The organism is Rheinheimera lutimaris (assembly GCF_013283795.1).
GTDB classification, from domain to species: domain Bacteria; phylum Pseudomonadota; class Gammaproteobacteria; order Enterobacterales; family Alteromonadaceae; genus Alishewanella; species Alishewanella lutimaris.
The window spans coordinates 46507-61195 of record NZ_JABSOD010000003.1; the positions used below are offsets into that span (position 1 = coordinate 46507).

Sequence of the window (14689 nt, forward strand, 5' to 3'; positions counted from 1 at the left end):
CGCAGCAATATTAATCACGGCGCGGTCCGGACAATAAGCGACCTGCAGCAGACATTTCTGAAGCAACCCCTTTGCCGGCTGGGGTAAAGCCATCTTCACCAACTGCGACATTAATTGTCGCAAGCGGCTGTATGCTATTAATTCCCGGCAAGCAATCTAAGGCAGCACTATGTGTGGTTACTGTATTGAGCGCATCCATCTCATGTCATTCTGGCAGCATGGCCGTTTTGAACCGCAGCCAGAATTTGACTTTCATCCAAGCCACTTTATCAGTTTGGAGTGCCCGGATGCCGGTATCTTGAAAACGCTTGCCCTACAAGGAGAAGAGCTAGAGCCTGAATTAGTGCTAATCCGGCTGGCTTGCGACGTCAGAATGCAAAAAAACGCAGCTGCAGAACAACTTCGCAAAGCCATGCTGGCGCCAGTCAGCCAAGATCAGCAAACTGTAGCAGCCAGCGCCTGGCCCTGGCTTGATAATGCGCTTACGCATACCCTGCAAAATGGCCGCTTGCCTTATACCGACAGCGAAGCCTTTCCTGCTGAGTTTCGCCACCAGTTGGAACAAGCGCTGTGCTGGACGGCAGAGCATATTTATCCGCCTGACGCAGAATACACTGACGATGATGACGACTGGGACGAACAGCAACAGCAGGATGCACGTGCCCACAGCCTCGCGGTGGCAAAGCAACTTTACCGCCAGTTTAACCAGGTGTTACTGGCCACGCTGCTGATGCAGCAATTACAACCGCAGCACCCGGCGCTACAGCAAATTGCACTTAACCATAATGCCAGTTTCACGCACTTTGTCGGGTTGGAGCTGGCGCTTAGGCGCCAGGCGCAGTACCACTGCATGCAGCACTTTGGTAAAGACTGGTTCTGGCAGCACTTAGACCAGCTGGAACTGCAGCATATATTCTACCTTGCAGCCCGCTGCCGCTTCGAACCTGGCGAAATCCTGGCGCTGCAAATAAAGCTGGAAAATGAATGTGCCGGCCTGGAGTATTTTATCAGCCGAAAAGAGTGTATCGCCGCACTAACGGAACTAAGCTTGGCGGTAGAGTTTGGGTTTGAGGATCAGTCTGAATACCAACAACAAATTACCTAATAAAGGTAAAAATGCTTGTGGCCTGTTAAAAGCTAAAGTAAAGTTGAAAAAATTCTCATCCAGCCAAAGCAAACAATTTAGAGATAAAACATGACAACAATGATTAAATTAATCAAAACGTTACTTAAAAACTATGAACATTTGCGAAAAGAAGACCTGAAAAGCTCCAATCCAGAAATCCGACAGTTGTTTGATAAGCTGAAAAAAGCTGTAGCCAACGGCATAGAGCCCCTGATGTCAGAAGATCTGAATATTGAATGGGGACTTGGCTCTGGTAACTTGCCTAAAAAACCTGTTTTATATTTACTTTGCAAATCAGCTGGCGTGCAAGCAAGTTCTGGTGTTTATGTTGCCCTGGTTATTGATACCAAACCCGGCGAGAACAATTACGGCAACTATCGCCTGATGCTTACGCAAGGTTATTCAAAGCAGGTAAAAGAACGCGTTAAGAATGAAGGCGAATCAGAGTCGGAAGCTAAAAAACAGGTATTTGAAGATGCAAAGCCGCTGGCTGTTATGCTTGCAGATTCCTACTATGCCGAGTTGAAGTCCCATCATTTTAATGTTGCATCTACAGATGACGTCAGCTCTGATTTAATTATCGCCGAACGTATTTACAATATTGATGACAATACAAGCGACTCTCAGCTTATTACTGATATAAATCATCTGCTTCGGGTTTATCTAAACCTGGCAAGTGAAACACCATATGCACCGGGTTCAGATGGCCAAAGCATCGCCGGTGCTTATCGTGAGTGCTTAGTTCAGATGCGCATAGGTCAAGCTGACTTTAGGAAAAAGTTATTTGATAAATACGGTACCAGCTGCATGTTGACTGGTTGTAAAATACCAGCGGTTATAGAAGCGGCCCATATAATTCCATTTTCTGATAGCCAGAATAACGATGAAAACAACGGGTTATTACTAAGGGCAGATTTACATAAACTCTATGACAGTAACCTATTGGGCATTGCACCCGATGGTGAGGTTTATATCATGCCAGCTGTCAGCGGTGCAGGTTACTCAGACCTTAGCGGTAAGACTCTAACATGCGTTATTAACTCTAAAATGCGAGAATATTTGAACGCGAAGTTTAAGATATTTTGCAACAAGAATGATATTGAATAACAAGCTCCTCCGAAGTAAACCTTGTTGACTTGACCTACTGCGTCACAACCTGGCGCAGTAGTCAGTTACTTTCATGGCTGATGTGTGAATGCAGGAGCCAAGATGAAAGCAGCACCAAATCCCTCATTACCGTTAGATAAAACCATTGTTGATTTGCTTTTACTACCCATGCGGGTTGAAACAGATAACTGCAGCACCCCCTTACCCGGCATTATTGCTCACCCACAGCTTGGACAGCTGCATTATTTACTGCCACAGCGTATTGTGCATCCGGTGCTAGGGGTGCTGGAGTATGAGCCTGAGTACAGTAGATACAATGGCAAAGTTGCAGCGCTTGAATACCAGATAGACTTGTCGCTTACTATCGACAACAGCCAGCAGCTTGATGCCATGATTTGCTATGCAGCGCAGGTTATCCGGCAAATTGACGCATTAAATGACGCGCTGCGCCAGCAGGTAAGAGTTTACCTTAGCCGCTTTAGAAGCAGGCAGGCGTGGAATGATCATTACCGCATTTCGCAGGCAGATTTTGACAATAGCATGCAGCTGCAGTCACTGTATTTTTGGTCAACTGAGTTAATCGATTTCTACTATAAAGACAAATTCAGCCAACACGGTGCCTGGTTTGAAGTGGCTGCCGATCTTGATAAGCAGCTGTTGTATATTAGCCTGCAGTAAAAAACCGGCTAACTAAGCGCGGCCAGTTTGTCGCGTAAATAATCGATGACATCCTGTCGCGATACCAGCACTTCATTACCTTGCCACTGTGACAGCAGTTGCAACAAATACTGCAGTTCATCGGCCTGATACAGTAGCCGGTCTGCCAAATAGGCAATCAGCTCTGGCCGTAATTGGTGCAGGTAAGCAGCAATAAATTCTATGCCGTAATACTCGATACAATGACATAGTGATCTACGCTGCAACGCCAGTTCATAAGCAGGTAAATCCGGGCAAAAAACAGGCGTAGCAACAGCGACATCTACCAGTATTTTATGCCCGGGTTGTAATAGCATTAGCTGGTGCAGTGCCAGCCAGAAGCGATTGAAATGACTATAAAACGCTTGTTGCAAAGTAAGGTGCGCATTGTCATCAAGTTCAGCAATATTATGACTTTCAGTACTAAAATAACTGGCAGCTTCAAAGCAATCGGCAAGAATATCTCCCCGCTTCAGCGAATTAGGCTGTGCCTGCTGCAGACGTAAATTTAGCAATTCAGGATACACTGACTGCGCCTGCTTAAACCTGGCAGCATCTAACTGATTGATGTCCATTAACTCCAATAACCGTTGTTGCAAAACCCAATCGGCTACATCGTCAGACTCCATTGCAGTTGCAAGCTTACCCTCACACCATAAACGGCCAATTACGATATTGGCTTCCATACAATAGCCGCACATTAGCAATCACCGCAGTCAGGTATAGGAAACAGCCACAACAAGCTGGCGTTATCCGGCGCGCCCCGCAGCAATAACAGGCTTTGCAGTTGCTGCAGCGCTGTAGCGAAATCAGCTACAGCGAACAACTCCGCTAACTCCTCTGCGGTTACCAGGTCATGCACACCGTCTGTTGTGAGCACAAATTGATCGCCGGTTTGCAACGCGCCATCTGTTACTGACACGGTAAAATCAGCCGCTTCACTATCGGCGGCTAAATAACTGGTCAGCGCCCGATAACACTGTGCTAAGCCGGTTTGCTGCCTAAGCTCTGCGCTGTCATTTTGCCAGTCATGATCTTCACTTAACTGCTGTAATTGCAGGTTGCGCAGCCGCCAAATGCGGCTATCGCCGGCATTAATCGCTACAAAGCGCTCAGCGCTTAGCTGCAATGCTGCTACGGTGGTCGCAGCGCCAAAACTCTGTCTTTTTCGGCCAAGCGTATCGGCCAGATATTGCTGCGCCAGGCGCAACTGTCGGCTGGAAAAGCCTGTGCCAGGCCAGTGCTGCAGTAAATACTTAATAACGGTATAGCTTGCTGAAGCTGCAGCCGGGCTGGCAGACACTCCATCAGCAACCAACAGCAATAGGTCTGGCGATTGCAGATCCAGCAAATTAATCACATCATCTTGCTGCAGCAGCGTTGGCACCCCACCGTCAGCGGCATAGCCTAAAGCATCTTGCTGCGACCATTTACCGCCTGTCACGTTAAAACCACTTAGTTGTAATATCGCCAGCTGGTAAGGCATTAACAGACTCCTATCATGACCAACTACCAGCATAAAGCGCAACTGCGTCATATTGCGTCGCACTGAGACTTATCATAGATTTACAAGTTTTTCTGTATAAGTTACAACTAAGCGCTAAATGATGGCCTGAGTAACCTTACATCATAAAAATAAGGAAATAGACAATGCTGGATCAAATTAAACCCTGGGCCTGCTCTTTTAGTGGTTGTGATGGCGGTAACCCTGAAGCAGACACCTGGTTATGTGGCATTGAATGGGGTCTTGAACAAGAGGCTGCAGATGAGTATTACATCAGGCAGAAACAAGAAATGCTGGCTGGTGCAGTAGAGGTGGCTAAAACACTCTTCAATTGGAAACACAGCATAAGCTATCCCTACGGAGTGCGCTTTGCCAAGTTATATCAGGCAATAAACCGGCAACCCGTGCAGTCTTATCGTTCAGTTGCAGAACTTAGCGGCGAGCAACTGTTTAAGCTGAATCTGTACCCTATTGCTTTTAACTCTACCGCAGATGATCTTTGGCATAAGTACGGTTTTGATGAAGCAACCAGCTTCCCCAGTAAGCAACTGTTTAATCATTGGTGTTTTTTTAATCGTTTCCCATTTTATGCAGCATTACGAAAGCAATATCAACCTAAGCTGATTATCTGCACCGGGGTGAATTACCTTAAAGATTTTCTGATGTTCTTTGCCGGAGTTGATGGTGTTGAAACAATAAAAAGTGAAGTTATCAGCATCAACGTCAATGAAAAACGCATTTTATACTGGAGCAAAGCAGGCAATTCCTTGCTGGTAGTAGTACCTTTTTTCAGCGGCCGCTTCGGTTTAAACAGTGATGCTTTGCTGCAAGCCTTCGGTAGCAGAATTGCACAACTTCAAGCTGAGATATTACAGGGTTAGCATAACAGCAAAGCGCCGGTGTTAGCAGCCGCAATCCTTTAATCATCTTGGCGCTAAGCCTGCGCCAGCTCGTTGCACCGGATATTCTGTAACGCTGCGTATTGAGTCAACTTACCCTCCATCTCTCTGATATTCCCCGCCTGTACAATGATTTCGTTGATGCTCGCATCGAAAGAAATGCCCAGATGCTCAATTTTGGCCATCGCTATTCTAAATTTATCTGCCGCTGTTGGAGTACCCAGGCGACATATGGTTGCTGAATACAATAAGCCGAGATACGGCTGGGGTATTGCGCTGTCGATGTCGTTAGCCGCAATTGCAACGGTGCAGATCGTTTTTTTACCGACACTGTTTCTGGCCGCCAGCATATTGAAAATAGCTGTGCTTACCGCAGTGTACTTATCAAATAAGAAATTTATATCATCAAGCAGCAGGCAATCACTGTCAGTCAGCCGATTCAGTAAGCTGGCATCTGCGGCAGCCTCTCTGAGTAAACGCTCTGCACTGTAGCTGAAAACCTTCACACCGGTGCGATGAAGTTCGTCCGCCAAACTCATCATTAAATGCGTCATACCATCGCCGTTACCAGAATGGCTGTCGATAACCATCTGCACTGCGGACGGATCGGCAATAAACTTTCGACCAATGGCGATTGCACTCTGGTTGTAATCCGCATTGACCAGGGGGCTTAGGTTGAAATCTTTCATTATTCCCGATGCTCCAGTTAAAACAATGCTGACCAACTGATACCGCTTGGTCTCTATTAATACTTCGCCAACGCCTCTGCTAACCGCAGCTTAATGCTTTCCCGAATGTCCTGCGGTGCCAGTACGGTTAAATAACTGCTTTGAGACATTAGCCATAAATTCAGCTGCCAACCTTTATGCACGGTGGCACTGATATGATAGTCGCCGTTATCTAATTTATCGCAGGCCATATCGGCCGATAACGGCGTTTCCTGCAACAGGTTGGCTAACACCTGTTTGGCGATAAACTCCAGCTTGATAGTGTCACCTTCGCTAAACTCCATCGCGCCGCTGGCTAAATAGCGCTGCAGGTTAAAACCGGGCGGTGTCACTGCGGCGCTGTCGGTTACCTCCACTTGCACAAAGCGGTGAACGGCGAAGCGCAGCGGGTCGGTGTAAGGCTCGGCACTGGCGATCAGATAACTTATTTGGCCACGCTGCACCAGCGCTAACGGGTTTAAGCGGTAGGCTTTTACTGCACTTTGGTGCAGGGCATGGTAACTCACCTCAAGCTGTTTATCGTCCAGCAAGGCTTGCTGCACCTGCTGCAAAATATCGCTGTCTATTTTTGGTGCCAGCAAGTGCATATCAGCCGAGACACTGGCTACTTTGTCTGGCCAGCGCGCGCTGGCATTACCGGCTTGTAGTGATTGCAAGGTGTTATGTGCCTGGCTAAAACGCGCATTCAGGCTGCTAAGCAGCGGCGCCGGCAGTAACTGGCGCATTTGTGCTTCAACCAGGGTAAGGCTTAGCGCTTCAGCCAGTGAAATACCGGGGATGTCCAGGCTGGCATCACGCATCCAGTACCAGCCAAACGGCATACTTTTGTCATTGCACTGCAGCGGAAACAACAACGACAGATCCTGCAAGTCGCGCTCTACCGTGCGTTTTGACACGGCAAAACCAGCGTGTTGCAATTGCAGCGTTAATACCCTGGCCTCTAAACCCGGCGCACGCGACGGGAGTAGTTTTAGCAATTGCCACTGGCGGGCGATGGTATTTTGACTGGAAGCGGCGGCCATAATTGGTCCTGTTTTTATGCCAATGGCATTGTTATACACAATGCAGCTTAACGCTACAATCGGTACTGATGCCGCTGGCCAGCAGTAGTAGATTCAGTTTTGTCGCTTTGCCGGGCAACAGGGTTAAACCTTGCAATAGCAAAGATACGTTGGGTAGCTCTGCGGCCAGCTGTTGGCCTAGGGCTTCAAATTGCTGCAAGCTAAAATTTTCACCGGCGACAATATGCAGCAAGGCGGCTTTAGCTTGTGATAATTGCGCGGACTGTAGCAAAGGGTTTAGCAATAATTGCTGCAGCGCTGCCGGCAAATCCTGCTCTTGTTCCGTTTCAATAGCCCCAGCCAGTGCGAAGCCGGGCTGTTTGATAACACTAAGAAAGTCATTAAAGTCCATACTGATCAAGCCGGTATCAGCCAACATGGCTGTCAATTGCTGCAAAATAACCAGTAAAAACTGGTTACTGGCATCCAGCGCCTGCTCCAGCCGGGTAGTCGCGCCCAAAGCACGCTGCAGCTGATCATTGGGCAACGCAACCACAGCTGCACCGCACTGCTGCAGTGTCTGCAGACTTTTCTGAGCCAATAGGGTTCGGCGTTTACCTTCAAAATTAAACGGCAAGGTAGCAAACACCAGCAGCGGAATAGCCATATCAGTGGCCAACTTTGCCAGCTCGGTTGCCGCACCGCTGCCATTACCACCGCCTAAGCCGGTAAGCATAATGATGACATCGGCCCCCATCAGGGCGTGACGTAGTGCCGGCTCTGTCTCGCGTACCGCAGCCGCAGCGAGCTCTGCGTTACTGCCACTGCTGCGACCTTTTGCTATTGCCTCGCCTAATAGAATGCGGCTGTCACACAGCACTGAGTTTAACGCGCGTTTATCGGTACTTACCGCTATGCTGCTAATATTGTTTGGCAAACTATGTTGCTGTAGATGCTGCAATGCCGCACAGCCACGGCCGCCGACGCCCAGAATAACAATTGACGCTACTGACATAACACCTCCGCTTAAGAGATTGTCAGCTTAGCAAGCGCTGCGACAATACAAGACGCAGCTGCTATGTTCAGCAAAAATGGCCGAAACAATAAAGGCGCCTGATCTGGCGCCTCGTTTCAAGTGCTCTGACCCCTTGAACGGTTTAGCTGGTGCTTGTCACTTCCTGCTCTTTTACCAGCCATACCGACAGCGCACCCAGCACCATAGCCGCACCTGCCAGCATCACGATATACACCGCCTGGTTCTGAAATACCGAGCCTAAGATCCAACCGGCAATTAAGCCCGACACGATTTGTGGTGCCGCAATGGTAAAGTTAAAAATGCCCATATAAACGCCGGTTTTCTCCGGCGGTAAAGCACCGGCCAGTATCGCATACGGCATCGCCAGAATAGCGGCCCAGGCAATACCGACACCGATCATCGGCAGCATTAAGCCCAGCGCACCTTTAGGAATTTCTACCTGTGTGATTAGCAGGTTTACGTGAGTCATGGTCGGATCGGTGAACAACACAAAGCTTAAATAGCCCAAACCGCCGGCTAACAACGAGAACGAATAGACAAACTTGCGGCCAAACAGGTTAGCTAATTTCGCCATCACCAACGAAAACAACACGGCAAACAACGAGTAGCCGGCGTATAAAATACCGACCCAGTCACCGGCCGCGCCCTTAGCCGCGGCAATATGTGCCGGTACGCCACCCATTTGGGCAATGTAGCTGCCATCGTACCATTCTATGCCGACACCCCAGGTGTTTTGCGCAATAGCCGCCGGAAAGTAGGTCCACATAATAAACAGCGCAAACCAGGAGAAAAACTGCACCAACGCCAACTGCTGCATAATCTTTGGCATGCTGAGCATGGTTTGCCAAAAATCGCTTAGCTTCTCACCCGGACTACGTGATTTACGCACCTGCTCAGCCAGGGTTTGCGCCTCACTATCCAGGCCTTTGTAAGCGTAATACTGCTCCGGGGCATATTCTTTGGTGCGAAATACTGTCCACAGCACACTGCCCAGCAATACCGTAGCACCGATATAAAATGCCCACACCACAGAAGGCGCTACTTCGCCGGCTTTAGAGGCGTTATCCAGCCCCACTACGTTAGTTAATACAAACGGCAGAACAGAGCCAAACACTGCACCGATATTGATCAGCAAGGTTTGTACTGAATAGCCCAGGTTGCGCTGCTCTGGCGGTACCATATCGGATACCAGTGAGCGGAACGGCTGAAACGTGACGTTAAAGGCGGCGTCTTTAATAGCAAAAATCAGCAAGCCAAATAACATCGGCGGTATAAAAGCCACCACCATAGAGGCGTTGGGTAGCAACATCATCATCGCTGCGGCGATAACAGCACCGCCGAGCATAAAGGGTAAGCGCCGGCCAAGTTTATTCCAGGTACGGTCTGATGCCGCACCAACAATAGGCTGTACTAACAGCCCCATAATTGGCGCAGCCAACCAGAATAATGATAACGACGATAAATCGGCGCCCAGATCTGACAAAATCCGGCTGACGTTGCCGTTTTGCAGCGCAAAGCCGATTTGTACGCCTAAAAAGCCGAAGCTCAGGTTCCAAATCTGCCAAAAGGATAACTTAGGTTGTTTCATATCCGCTCCCCGGATGGTTTTATTATGCTGTGTAAGCGCACAGATCGAACTAAGCTACACGATAGCAGGCATTTTGCGCAAAATTGTGCATACGTATTCATCTTGTTGTTGCACTATTTTGGCGTTATTACAAAAGCTTAAAAAGCATAGCAGTGCATCTGCGCTTTAATATGGTGCACCAACATTATTAGCACGGGGATAATATGAAAGCTTTTACCTTAAGCGCACTGGCGCTGTCATTACTGTTGGCCGGCTGTCAGCCAAACAGCAGCGCGCCGGCACCGGAAACAGGCCAGGCTGCCACCCCGGCCAGCACACAAACGGCCAGCCCCTGGTGGCAGGACGCAGTGTTTTACCAAATCTGGCCACGCAGTTTTTATGATACCAATGGTGATGGCCATGGCGACTTTAACGGCATGACCGCCAAACTGCCGTATCTGCAAGATTTAGGCGTCACTGCGCTGTGGCTAACGCCGATGTTTGAAGCGCCGTCATACCACGGCTACGACTTTACCGAGTTTTATCAGGTAGAGAGCGATTACGGCACCATGGCCGAATTTGAAGCCTTTATCCAGGCTGCCGACGCCAGGGGCATGAAAGTGATTCTGGATTTGGTGATTAACCATATCTCCAGCGAACATGACTGGTTTAAACGCTCGGCCAAGGGTGAAGCGCCATATAAAGATTATTTTATCTGGCGTGACACTATGCCTGAAGCGGGCAGCGGCTGGGGCCATGCCTGGAGTGATAACGATCAGCCCGATGCGGTGTGGCATTACAACGCAACCCGTAACGCTTACTACTATGCCGCCTTTGGCGCCAGCCAACCGGATGTGAATTTACACCACCCCGACGTAATAGCCGAAATGAAAAAAATGGCTAAATTCTGGCTGGATAAAGGCGTAGCCGGTTTTCGCTTAGATGCAGTGCGCTTTGCCATGGAAGGCGGGCCGCTTGAGCAAGCTGACACAGACGAGACTATCGCCTACTGGCAGGATTTTAACCAGTACGTCAAAAGCGTCAACCCGGAAGCTTATTTAGTCGGCGAAGCCTGGGTAGATATTCCGGTCGCAGCACGTTATTACGGTGAGGGCACAGGGCTCGACCAGGGCTTTGATTTTGAAGTCGGTTATAAAATACTGGGCCTGCTAAAGCCGGATGCCAGTGGCGAAGCCCAGTTTGGCACTATGCATTCAGCACAACAGCAGGTGGCAGATGCGTCCGTATTACAACAAAACGTGCAGCAACGCGCCGATTCGGTGGCCCCACTACAGTTTTTTGCACCGTTTTTAACTAACCACGATCAGGAGCGTATCGCCTACCAGTTGCAGCAAGATGATGCCAAAGCCAAGCTGGCGGCAGCAATGTTATTCAGCTCACCGGGCACGCCATATATTTACTACGGTGAAGAGATTGGCCTAACCCAGGACCGCAGCGGCCATGATGTGTTTAAACGTGCGCCTATGCTGTGGGACAACAGTGCACAAGCCGGCTTCAGCCAAAGCACAACCAGCTGGGTAGAACAACTCGAACTGTTTGGCGACGGCTTCCCGAACTGGTATCCGGATTTTCTTGCCAAGCAACTGCAGGCCGAAAACCGCAGCGTAGCCGCGCAGCAGGCGCAGCCGGACTCAATCTGGCAATTATACAAGCTGTTAATTGCACAGAAAAAACAACGGCCGGAGCTAAGCACAGATGGCAGCTACAATGTGCAGCAGCTGGAAAACGGCGTGGTGCAAATTACGCGCGAGCTAAACGGCAGCAAAACGCTGTTTGTGCTGAATTTAACCGACCAACCGGCAGATATCAGTGCCATTAACCGCGACGCTTTAACCAGCAGCTGGGCCTTTGATGCCGACGGCAACACCTTAGCTGCGCACGGTCTGCTGATATTGCAAAGCGCCAAATAACCTGACACCACAGGTTCTACCGAACACCGCCGGCTGGTATAGCGGCGGTTTTTTCTTTTTAGCTCAGACTAATAGCGTATACCAGCCTGTTTAGCCCTTTGCTAAACTAACACTACCTGTTCTGCTTCAGCGGAGTTGTGGTGTCTGACCGTTCCCATCTGTTTTCCCTGCGTATAGGCCATGCGCTGCGCGATGTGCTGGCTGAAGGCTATAGCCTGCATAAATTCGGTAAAGATCTGCTGGCCGGTATCACTGTCGGCATTATTGCGATTCCGCTGGCGATGGCGCTGGCCATTGCTTCCGGCGTTGCACCGCAATATGGCTTGTACACCGCTATTATTGCCGGCTTTGTCATTGCCCTTACCGGCGGCTCGCGTTACAGCATCAGCGGCCCTACTGCCGCCTTTGTGGTTATCCTGTATCCGGTGGCATTAAAATACGGTTTAAGCGGCTTGCTTGTCGCCACGGTATTATCCGGCATTTTGCTGCTAATCATGGCTGTTATGCGCCTTGGCCGGCTAATAGAATATATTCCTGAGTCCGTCACCCTTGGCTTTACCGCTGGTATTGCTGTCGTTATTGCCACCCTGCAGATTAAGGACTTTTTTGGCCTTAACATCACCGATATGCCGGAGCACTATGTAGAAAAAATCACTGTGCTGGCGCAACACTTACCACAGGCAGCCTGGCCCAGTGTGTGTGTGGCAGCCGTTACGCTGGCGGTAATGCTAGGGTGGCCAAAACTAAAAACTATCGTGCCGGCACATTTACCGGCGCTGTTTATCGGCACTATGCTGGCGGCGTTACTGCTGCAGTTTGGTTTTGAGCTGGATACTATCGGCTCGCGTTTTAGTTACACCGCGCCGGATGGCAGCAGCGGCAATGGTATTCCACCCTATTTACCCTATTTTGACTGGCCCTGGCTACGGCCGGGGCCAGACGGTCAAATGCTTACCTTTAGCTGGCAACTGGCAAAAGACCTGCTGGCTGCCGCCTTTGCCATGGCCATGCTGGGCGCAATTGAGTCCTTGCTGTGTGCCGTGGTGCTGGATGGTATGTCAGGCCGGCGCCACAGCGCCAACAGCGAGTTATTTGGCCAGGGTATCGGCAATATTATTGCGCCGTTTTTCGGCGGCATTACCGCTACAGCAGCACTGGCGCGCTCATCGGCTAACTTTAAAGCCGGGGCGCAATCGCCCATCGCGGCGATGGTTCATGCGCTGGTGTTGTTACTCGGTTTGGTGCTGTTGGCAGCGCTGTTATCTTATGTACCCATGGCGGCGCTGGCGGCTTTACTTATTATGGTAGCGTGGAATATGAGCGAAGCGCCCAAAGCGTTGCATTTGTTGAAAACCGCGCCACGCAGCGATATCTGGGTGTTTCTTACCTGCTTTAGCCTTACCGTGCTGTTTGATATGGTTATCGCCATTACCACCGGTATCCTGCTGGCGGCTTTGCTGTTCGTCAAAGAAATTGCCGAGATGAGTAAGGTAACCGACATTAGCAGCAACCGTAAGCAGGTAGAGCAGCCGATACCCGACGGCTGGCAGGTACTGAAGATCAGCGGGCCGCTGTTTTTTGCTGCCGCCGAGCGCATTTTTGCCGATATCGCCCGCTTAAGTGAGCGCAGCCACGGCCTGGTGCTGTATATGGACGGCGTACCCTTGCTGGATGCCGGTGGCCTGGCCGCGCTAAATAAGCTGATCAGCAAGTGCCATAAAAGCAAAACCCGGCTGGTGATAGCTGATTTACAGTTTCAGCCACTAAAAACCCTGGCCAAAGCCGGAGTAAAACCCGTGCCGGGCCTGCTGAGCTTTTACCCGACATTACGCGAAGCGCTGGAAACACTGTATCAGCAAGCTGCAGCAGCGGAGGATCAAGACGGCTGAGCCTGCGCCAGGGTACCCAGTAACGGTGACAACGGCGGCTTGCTTAGCTCACGCTGCGAGAATGTCGCGCTGGTCCAGATAATACCGCTTAGCGCCACCAGCAGTGCCAGCCAGCCGAACCGGCCCAGCCAGCGGGCTAAACTTGGTTGTTTATGCTTGGTACGCAGCCAGTGCATACGCATACCCCCGGCGACCAAAATACACAGGCCGCTGCCAAACAGCGCATAAATCAGTTTAACTGCCAGGCCACTAAAATTGCCAAAGTGCAGCGGATCGGCCATATCAGTCAGATAGGCCAGAGCGCCTAAATCGGCAGTATACTGAGTGCCAATAACAGCACCAGCGCTATCCAGGTAAATACGGTTAGCCCGGTCGCGCAGCAGTAAATCACCTGCCTGGCCGGTTACTACTATTGGCGCTTTGGCGTTGCTGTTATACAACACAGCACGGATATCCAACTCTGGTCGTTGCTGCCGGGCTATTGTGGTGATCTGAGTTAGCGATAATGGCTGCTCTGGCAGTGTAGTGCTCAAAGTTGCTCTGGGTATCGGCGGGTAAAATTGCAGCGGTGTTTTTAGCAGCCAGTGCTCGGTAAAATACCACAGGCCGGTTAACGTCATCAGTAAGACAAACCACCAGCTCCATAAACCAATAAGTTTGTGCCACGATGCCCAACTGCTGCGCACGGTCCAGTGCCATTTACCGGGGTTATGTAACCATTGCCGCCACCATTTCCGGTAAACAAAAAAACTGGAAATTACCGAGATCAGTAGTAGAAAGCTCAGCGAGGTAACAATAACTTTGCCAGCCCCCTCAACCGACAAATACATATGCAAATTGCGCAAAAAGCGTGACAACCGGCCCCAGTCACCACTGCCGGTAAGGCTGCCGCTGGCCGGATCAAAATAAGCAAAGCGAAACCCCTCTGGCGTAGCCAGTGACGCTTCGCCTGCCAGGTAAGCCTGCTGATGCACCTGTACGCTGATCAGTTGGCTATCCGGGTAGGCGGCTGCCAGGTTTTGCTCCAGTTGTGCCCAGTTAACCGGGCCGCTGCGGCTGCTAAGTGCGCGGTATTTGCTGTCGCTCAGGTACTGTATTTCGTAGCTAAGCGTGGCTAATACACCTGTAACGCATACCAGCAGCAACAGCGCTCCCAGTGCAAAACCTGCCCAGGAATGCAGGGCAAACCATTGCCGGTTAGTCAT

At 50.2% G+C, this 14689-nt stretch carries 13 protein-coding genes; 6 read left to right on the forward strand and 7 right to left on the reverse strand.

Annotated features, from left to right (window positions below; genetic code table 11):
- Window positions 1–202 precede the first annotated feature (202 nt).
- The 3 genes from HRH59_RS03415 to HRH59_RS03425 all read left to right on the forward strand — a co-directional run bounded on the left by HRH59_RS03415 (window position 203) and on the right by HRH59_RS03425 (window position 2911).
- A complete protein-coding gene (locus HRH59_RS03415; RefSeq protein ID WP_173499870.1) occupies window positions 203–1105 on the forward strand; it encodes a hypothetical protein in 903 nt (300 codons plus the stop codon).
- A 90-nt stretch (window positions 1106–1195) separates the two neighbouring features.
- Window positions 1196–2233, forward strand: coding sequence for an HNH endonuclease (locus HRH59_RS03420; RefSeq protein ID WP_173499871.1), 1038 nt, complete (start codon window positions 1196–1198; stop codon window positions 2231–2233).
- A 102-nt stretch (window positions 2234–2335) separates the two neighbouring features.
- Window positions 2336–2911 (forward strand): DUF2262 domain-containing protein, encoded by a 576-nt coding sequence (locus HRH59_RS03425; RefSeq protein ID WP_173499872.1) that lies wholly within the window; start codon window positions 2336–2338, stop codon window positions 2909–2911.
- Window positions 2912–2919: 8 nt separating this feature from the next.
- On the opposite strand, the gene HRH59_RS03430 is transcribed toward HRH59_RS03425, so the two are convergent.
- Together HRH59_RS03430 and HRH59_RS03435 are read right to left on the reverse strand one after the other, a co-directional pair.
- Entirely contained in the window at window positions 2920–3615 is a 696-nt protein-coding gene (locus tag HRH59_RS03430) for a hypothetical protein (RefSeq protein ID WP_173499873.1), read from the reverse strand.
- Window positions 3616–3629: 14 nt separating this feature from the next.
- Window positions 3630–4415: a PP2C family protein-serine/threonine phosphatase gene (locus HRH59_RS03435; protein ID WP_173499874.1), complete on the reverse strand. Its 786-nt coding sequence runs from the start codon at window positions 4413–4415 to the stop codon at window positions 3630–3632.
- A 164-nt stretch (window positions 4416–4579) separates the two neighbouring features.
- Here HRH59_RS03435 and HRH59_RS03440 point away from each other — a divergent pair, with 164 nt between their 5' ends.
- Window positions 4580–5314: a hypothetical protein gene (locus tag HRH59_RS03440; protein ID WP_173499875.1), complete on the forward strand. Its 735-nt coding sequence runs from the start codon at window positions 4580–4582 to the stop codon at window positions 5312–5314.
- A gap of 53 nt (window positions 5315–5367) precedes the next feature.
- Here the strand turns inward: HRH59_RS03440 and HRH59_RS03445 are convergent, their stop codons facing one another.
- From HRH59_RS03445 to HRH59_RS03460, 4 genes are all read right to left on the reverse strand, one after another.
- Window positions 5368–6021: a DnaA ATPase domain-containing protein gene (locus HRH59_RS03445; RefSeq protein ID WP_173499876.1), complete on the reverse strand. Its 654-nt coding sequence runs from the start codon at window positions 6019–6021 to the stop codon at window positions 5368–5370.
- A gap of 56 nt (window positions 6022–6077) precedes the next feature.
- Entirely contained in the window at window positions 6078–7082 is a 1005-nt protein-coding gene (locus HRH59_RS03450; RefSeq protein WP_218573451.1) for a helix-turn-helix transcriptional regulator, read from the reverse strand.
- Window positions 7083–7113: 31 nt separating this feature from the next.
- On the reverse strand, window positions 7114–8076 hold the full coding sequence (locus tag HRH59_RS03455; protein WP_173499877.1) for an FtsZ/tubulin family protein: 963 nt from the start codon (window positions 8074–8076) through the stop codon (window positions 7114–7116).
- 142 nt (window positions 8077–8218) lie between these two features.
- A complete protein-coding gene (locus HRH59_RS03460) occupies window positions 8219–9685 on the reverse strand; it encodes an MFS transporter (RefSeq protein WP_173499878.1) in 1467 nt (488 codons plus the stop codon).
- A 203-nt stretch (window positions 9686–9888) separates the two neighbouring features.
- Here HRH59_RS03460 and HRH59_RS03465 point away from each other — a divergent pair, with 203 nt between their 5' ends.
- A complete protein-coding gene (locus HRH59_RS03465; protein WP_173499879.1) occupies window positions 9889–11595 on the forward strand; it encodes an alpha-amylase family glycosyl hydrolase in 1707 nt (568 codons plus the stop codon).
- Window positions 11596–11735: 140 nt separating this feature from the next.
- Window positions 11736–13484 (forward strand): C4-dicarboxylic acid transporter DauA, encoded by a 1749-nt coding sequence (gene dauA, locus HRH59_RS03470; RefSeq protein WP_173499880.1) that lies wholly within the window; start codon window positions 11736–11738, stop codon window positions 13482–13484.
- Here the strand turns inward: dauA and HRH59_RS03475 are convergent.
- Window positions 13472–14689, reverse strand: a complete 1218-nt coding sequence (locus tag HRH59_RS03475) for a PepSY-associated TM helix domain-containing protein (protein WP_173499881.1) — start codon at window positions 14687–14689, stop codon at window positions 13472–13474. The genes dauA and HRH59_RS03475 overlap by 13 nt on opposite strands.

Coding starts and splice junctions, on each gene's coding strand:
- HRH59_RS03420 (WP_173499871.1), top strand. CDS start 1,196: ATGACAACAATGATTAAATTAATCAAAACGTTACTTAAAAACTATGAA.
- HRH59_RS03465 (WP_173499879.1), top strand. CDS start 9,889: ATGAAAGCTTTTACCTTAAGCGCACTGGCGCTGTCATTACTGTTGGCC.
- HRH59_RS03430 (WP_173499873.1), bottom strand. CDS start 3,615: ATGGAAGCCAATATCGTAATTGGCCGTTTATGGTGTGAGGGTAAGCTT.
- HRH59_RS03415 (WP_173499870.1), top strand. CDS start 203: ATGTCATTCTGGCAGCATGGCCGTTTTGAACCGCAGCCAGAATTTGAC.
- HRH59_RS03435 (WP_173499874.1), bottom strand. CDS start 4,415: ATGCCTTACCAGCTGGCGATATTACAACTAAGTGGTTTTAACGTGACA.
- HRH59_RS03455 (WP_173499877.1), bottom strand. CDS start 8,076: ATGTCAGTAGCGTCAATTGTTATTCTGGGCGTCGGCGGCCGTGGCTGT.
- HRH59_RS03445 (WP_173499876.1), bottom strand. CDS start 6,021: ATGAAAGATTTCAACCTAAGCCCCCTGGTCAATGCGGATTACAACCAG.
- HRH59_RS03440 (WP_173499875.1), top strand. CDS start 4,580: ATGCTGGATCAAATTAAACCCTGGGCCTGCTCTTTTAGTGGTTGTGAT.
- HRH59_RS03460 (WP_173499878.1), bottom strand. CDS start 9,685: ATGAAACAACCTAAGTTATCCTTTTGGCAGATTTGGAACCTGAGCTTC.
- HRH59_RS03450 (WP_218573451.1), bottom strand. CDS start 7,082: ATGGCCGCCGCTTCCAGTCAAAATACCATCGCCCGCCAGTGGCAATTG.
- HRH59_RS03475 (WP_173499881.1), bottom strand. CDS start 14,689: ATGACTAACCGGCAATGGTTTGCCCTGCATTCCTGGGCAGGTTTTGCA.
- HRH59_RS03425 (WP_173499872.1), top strand. CDS start 2,336: ATGAAAGCAGCACCAAATCCCTCATTACCGTTAGATAAAACCATTGTT.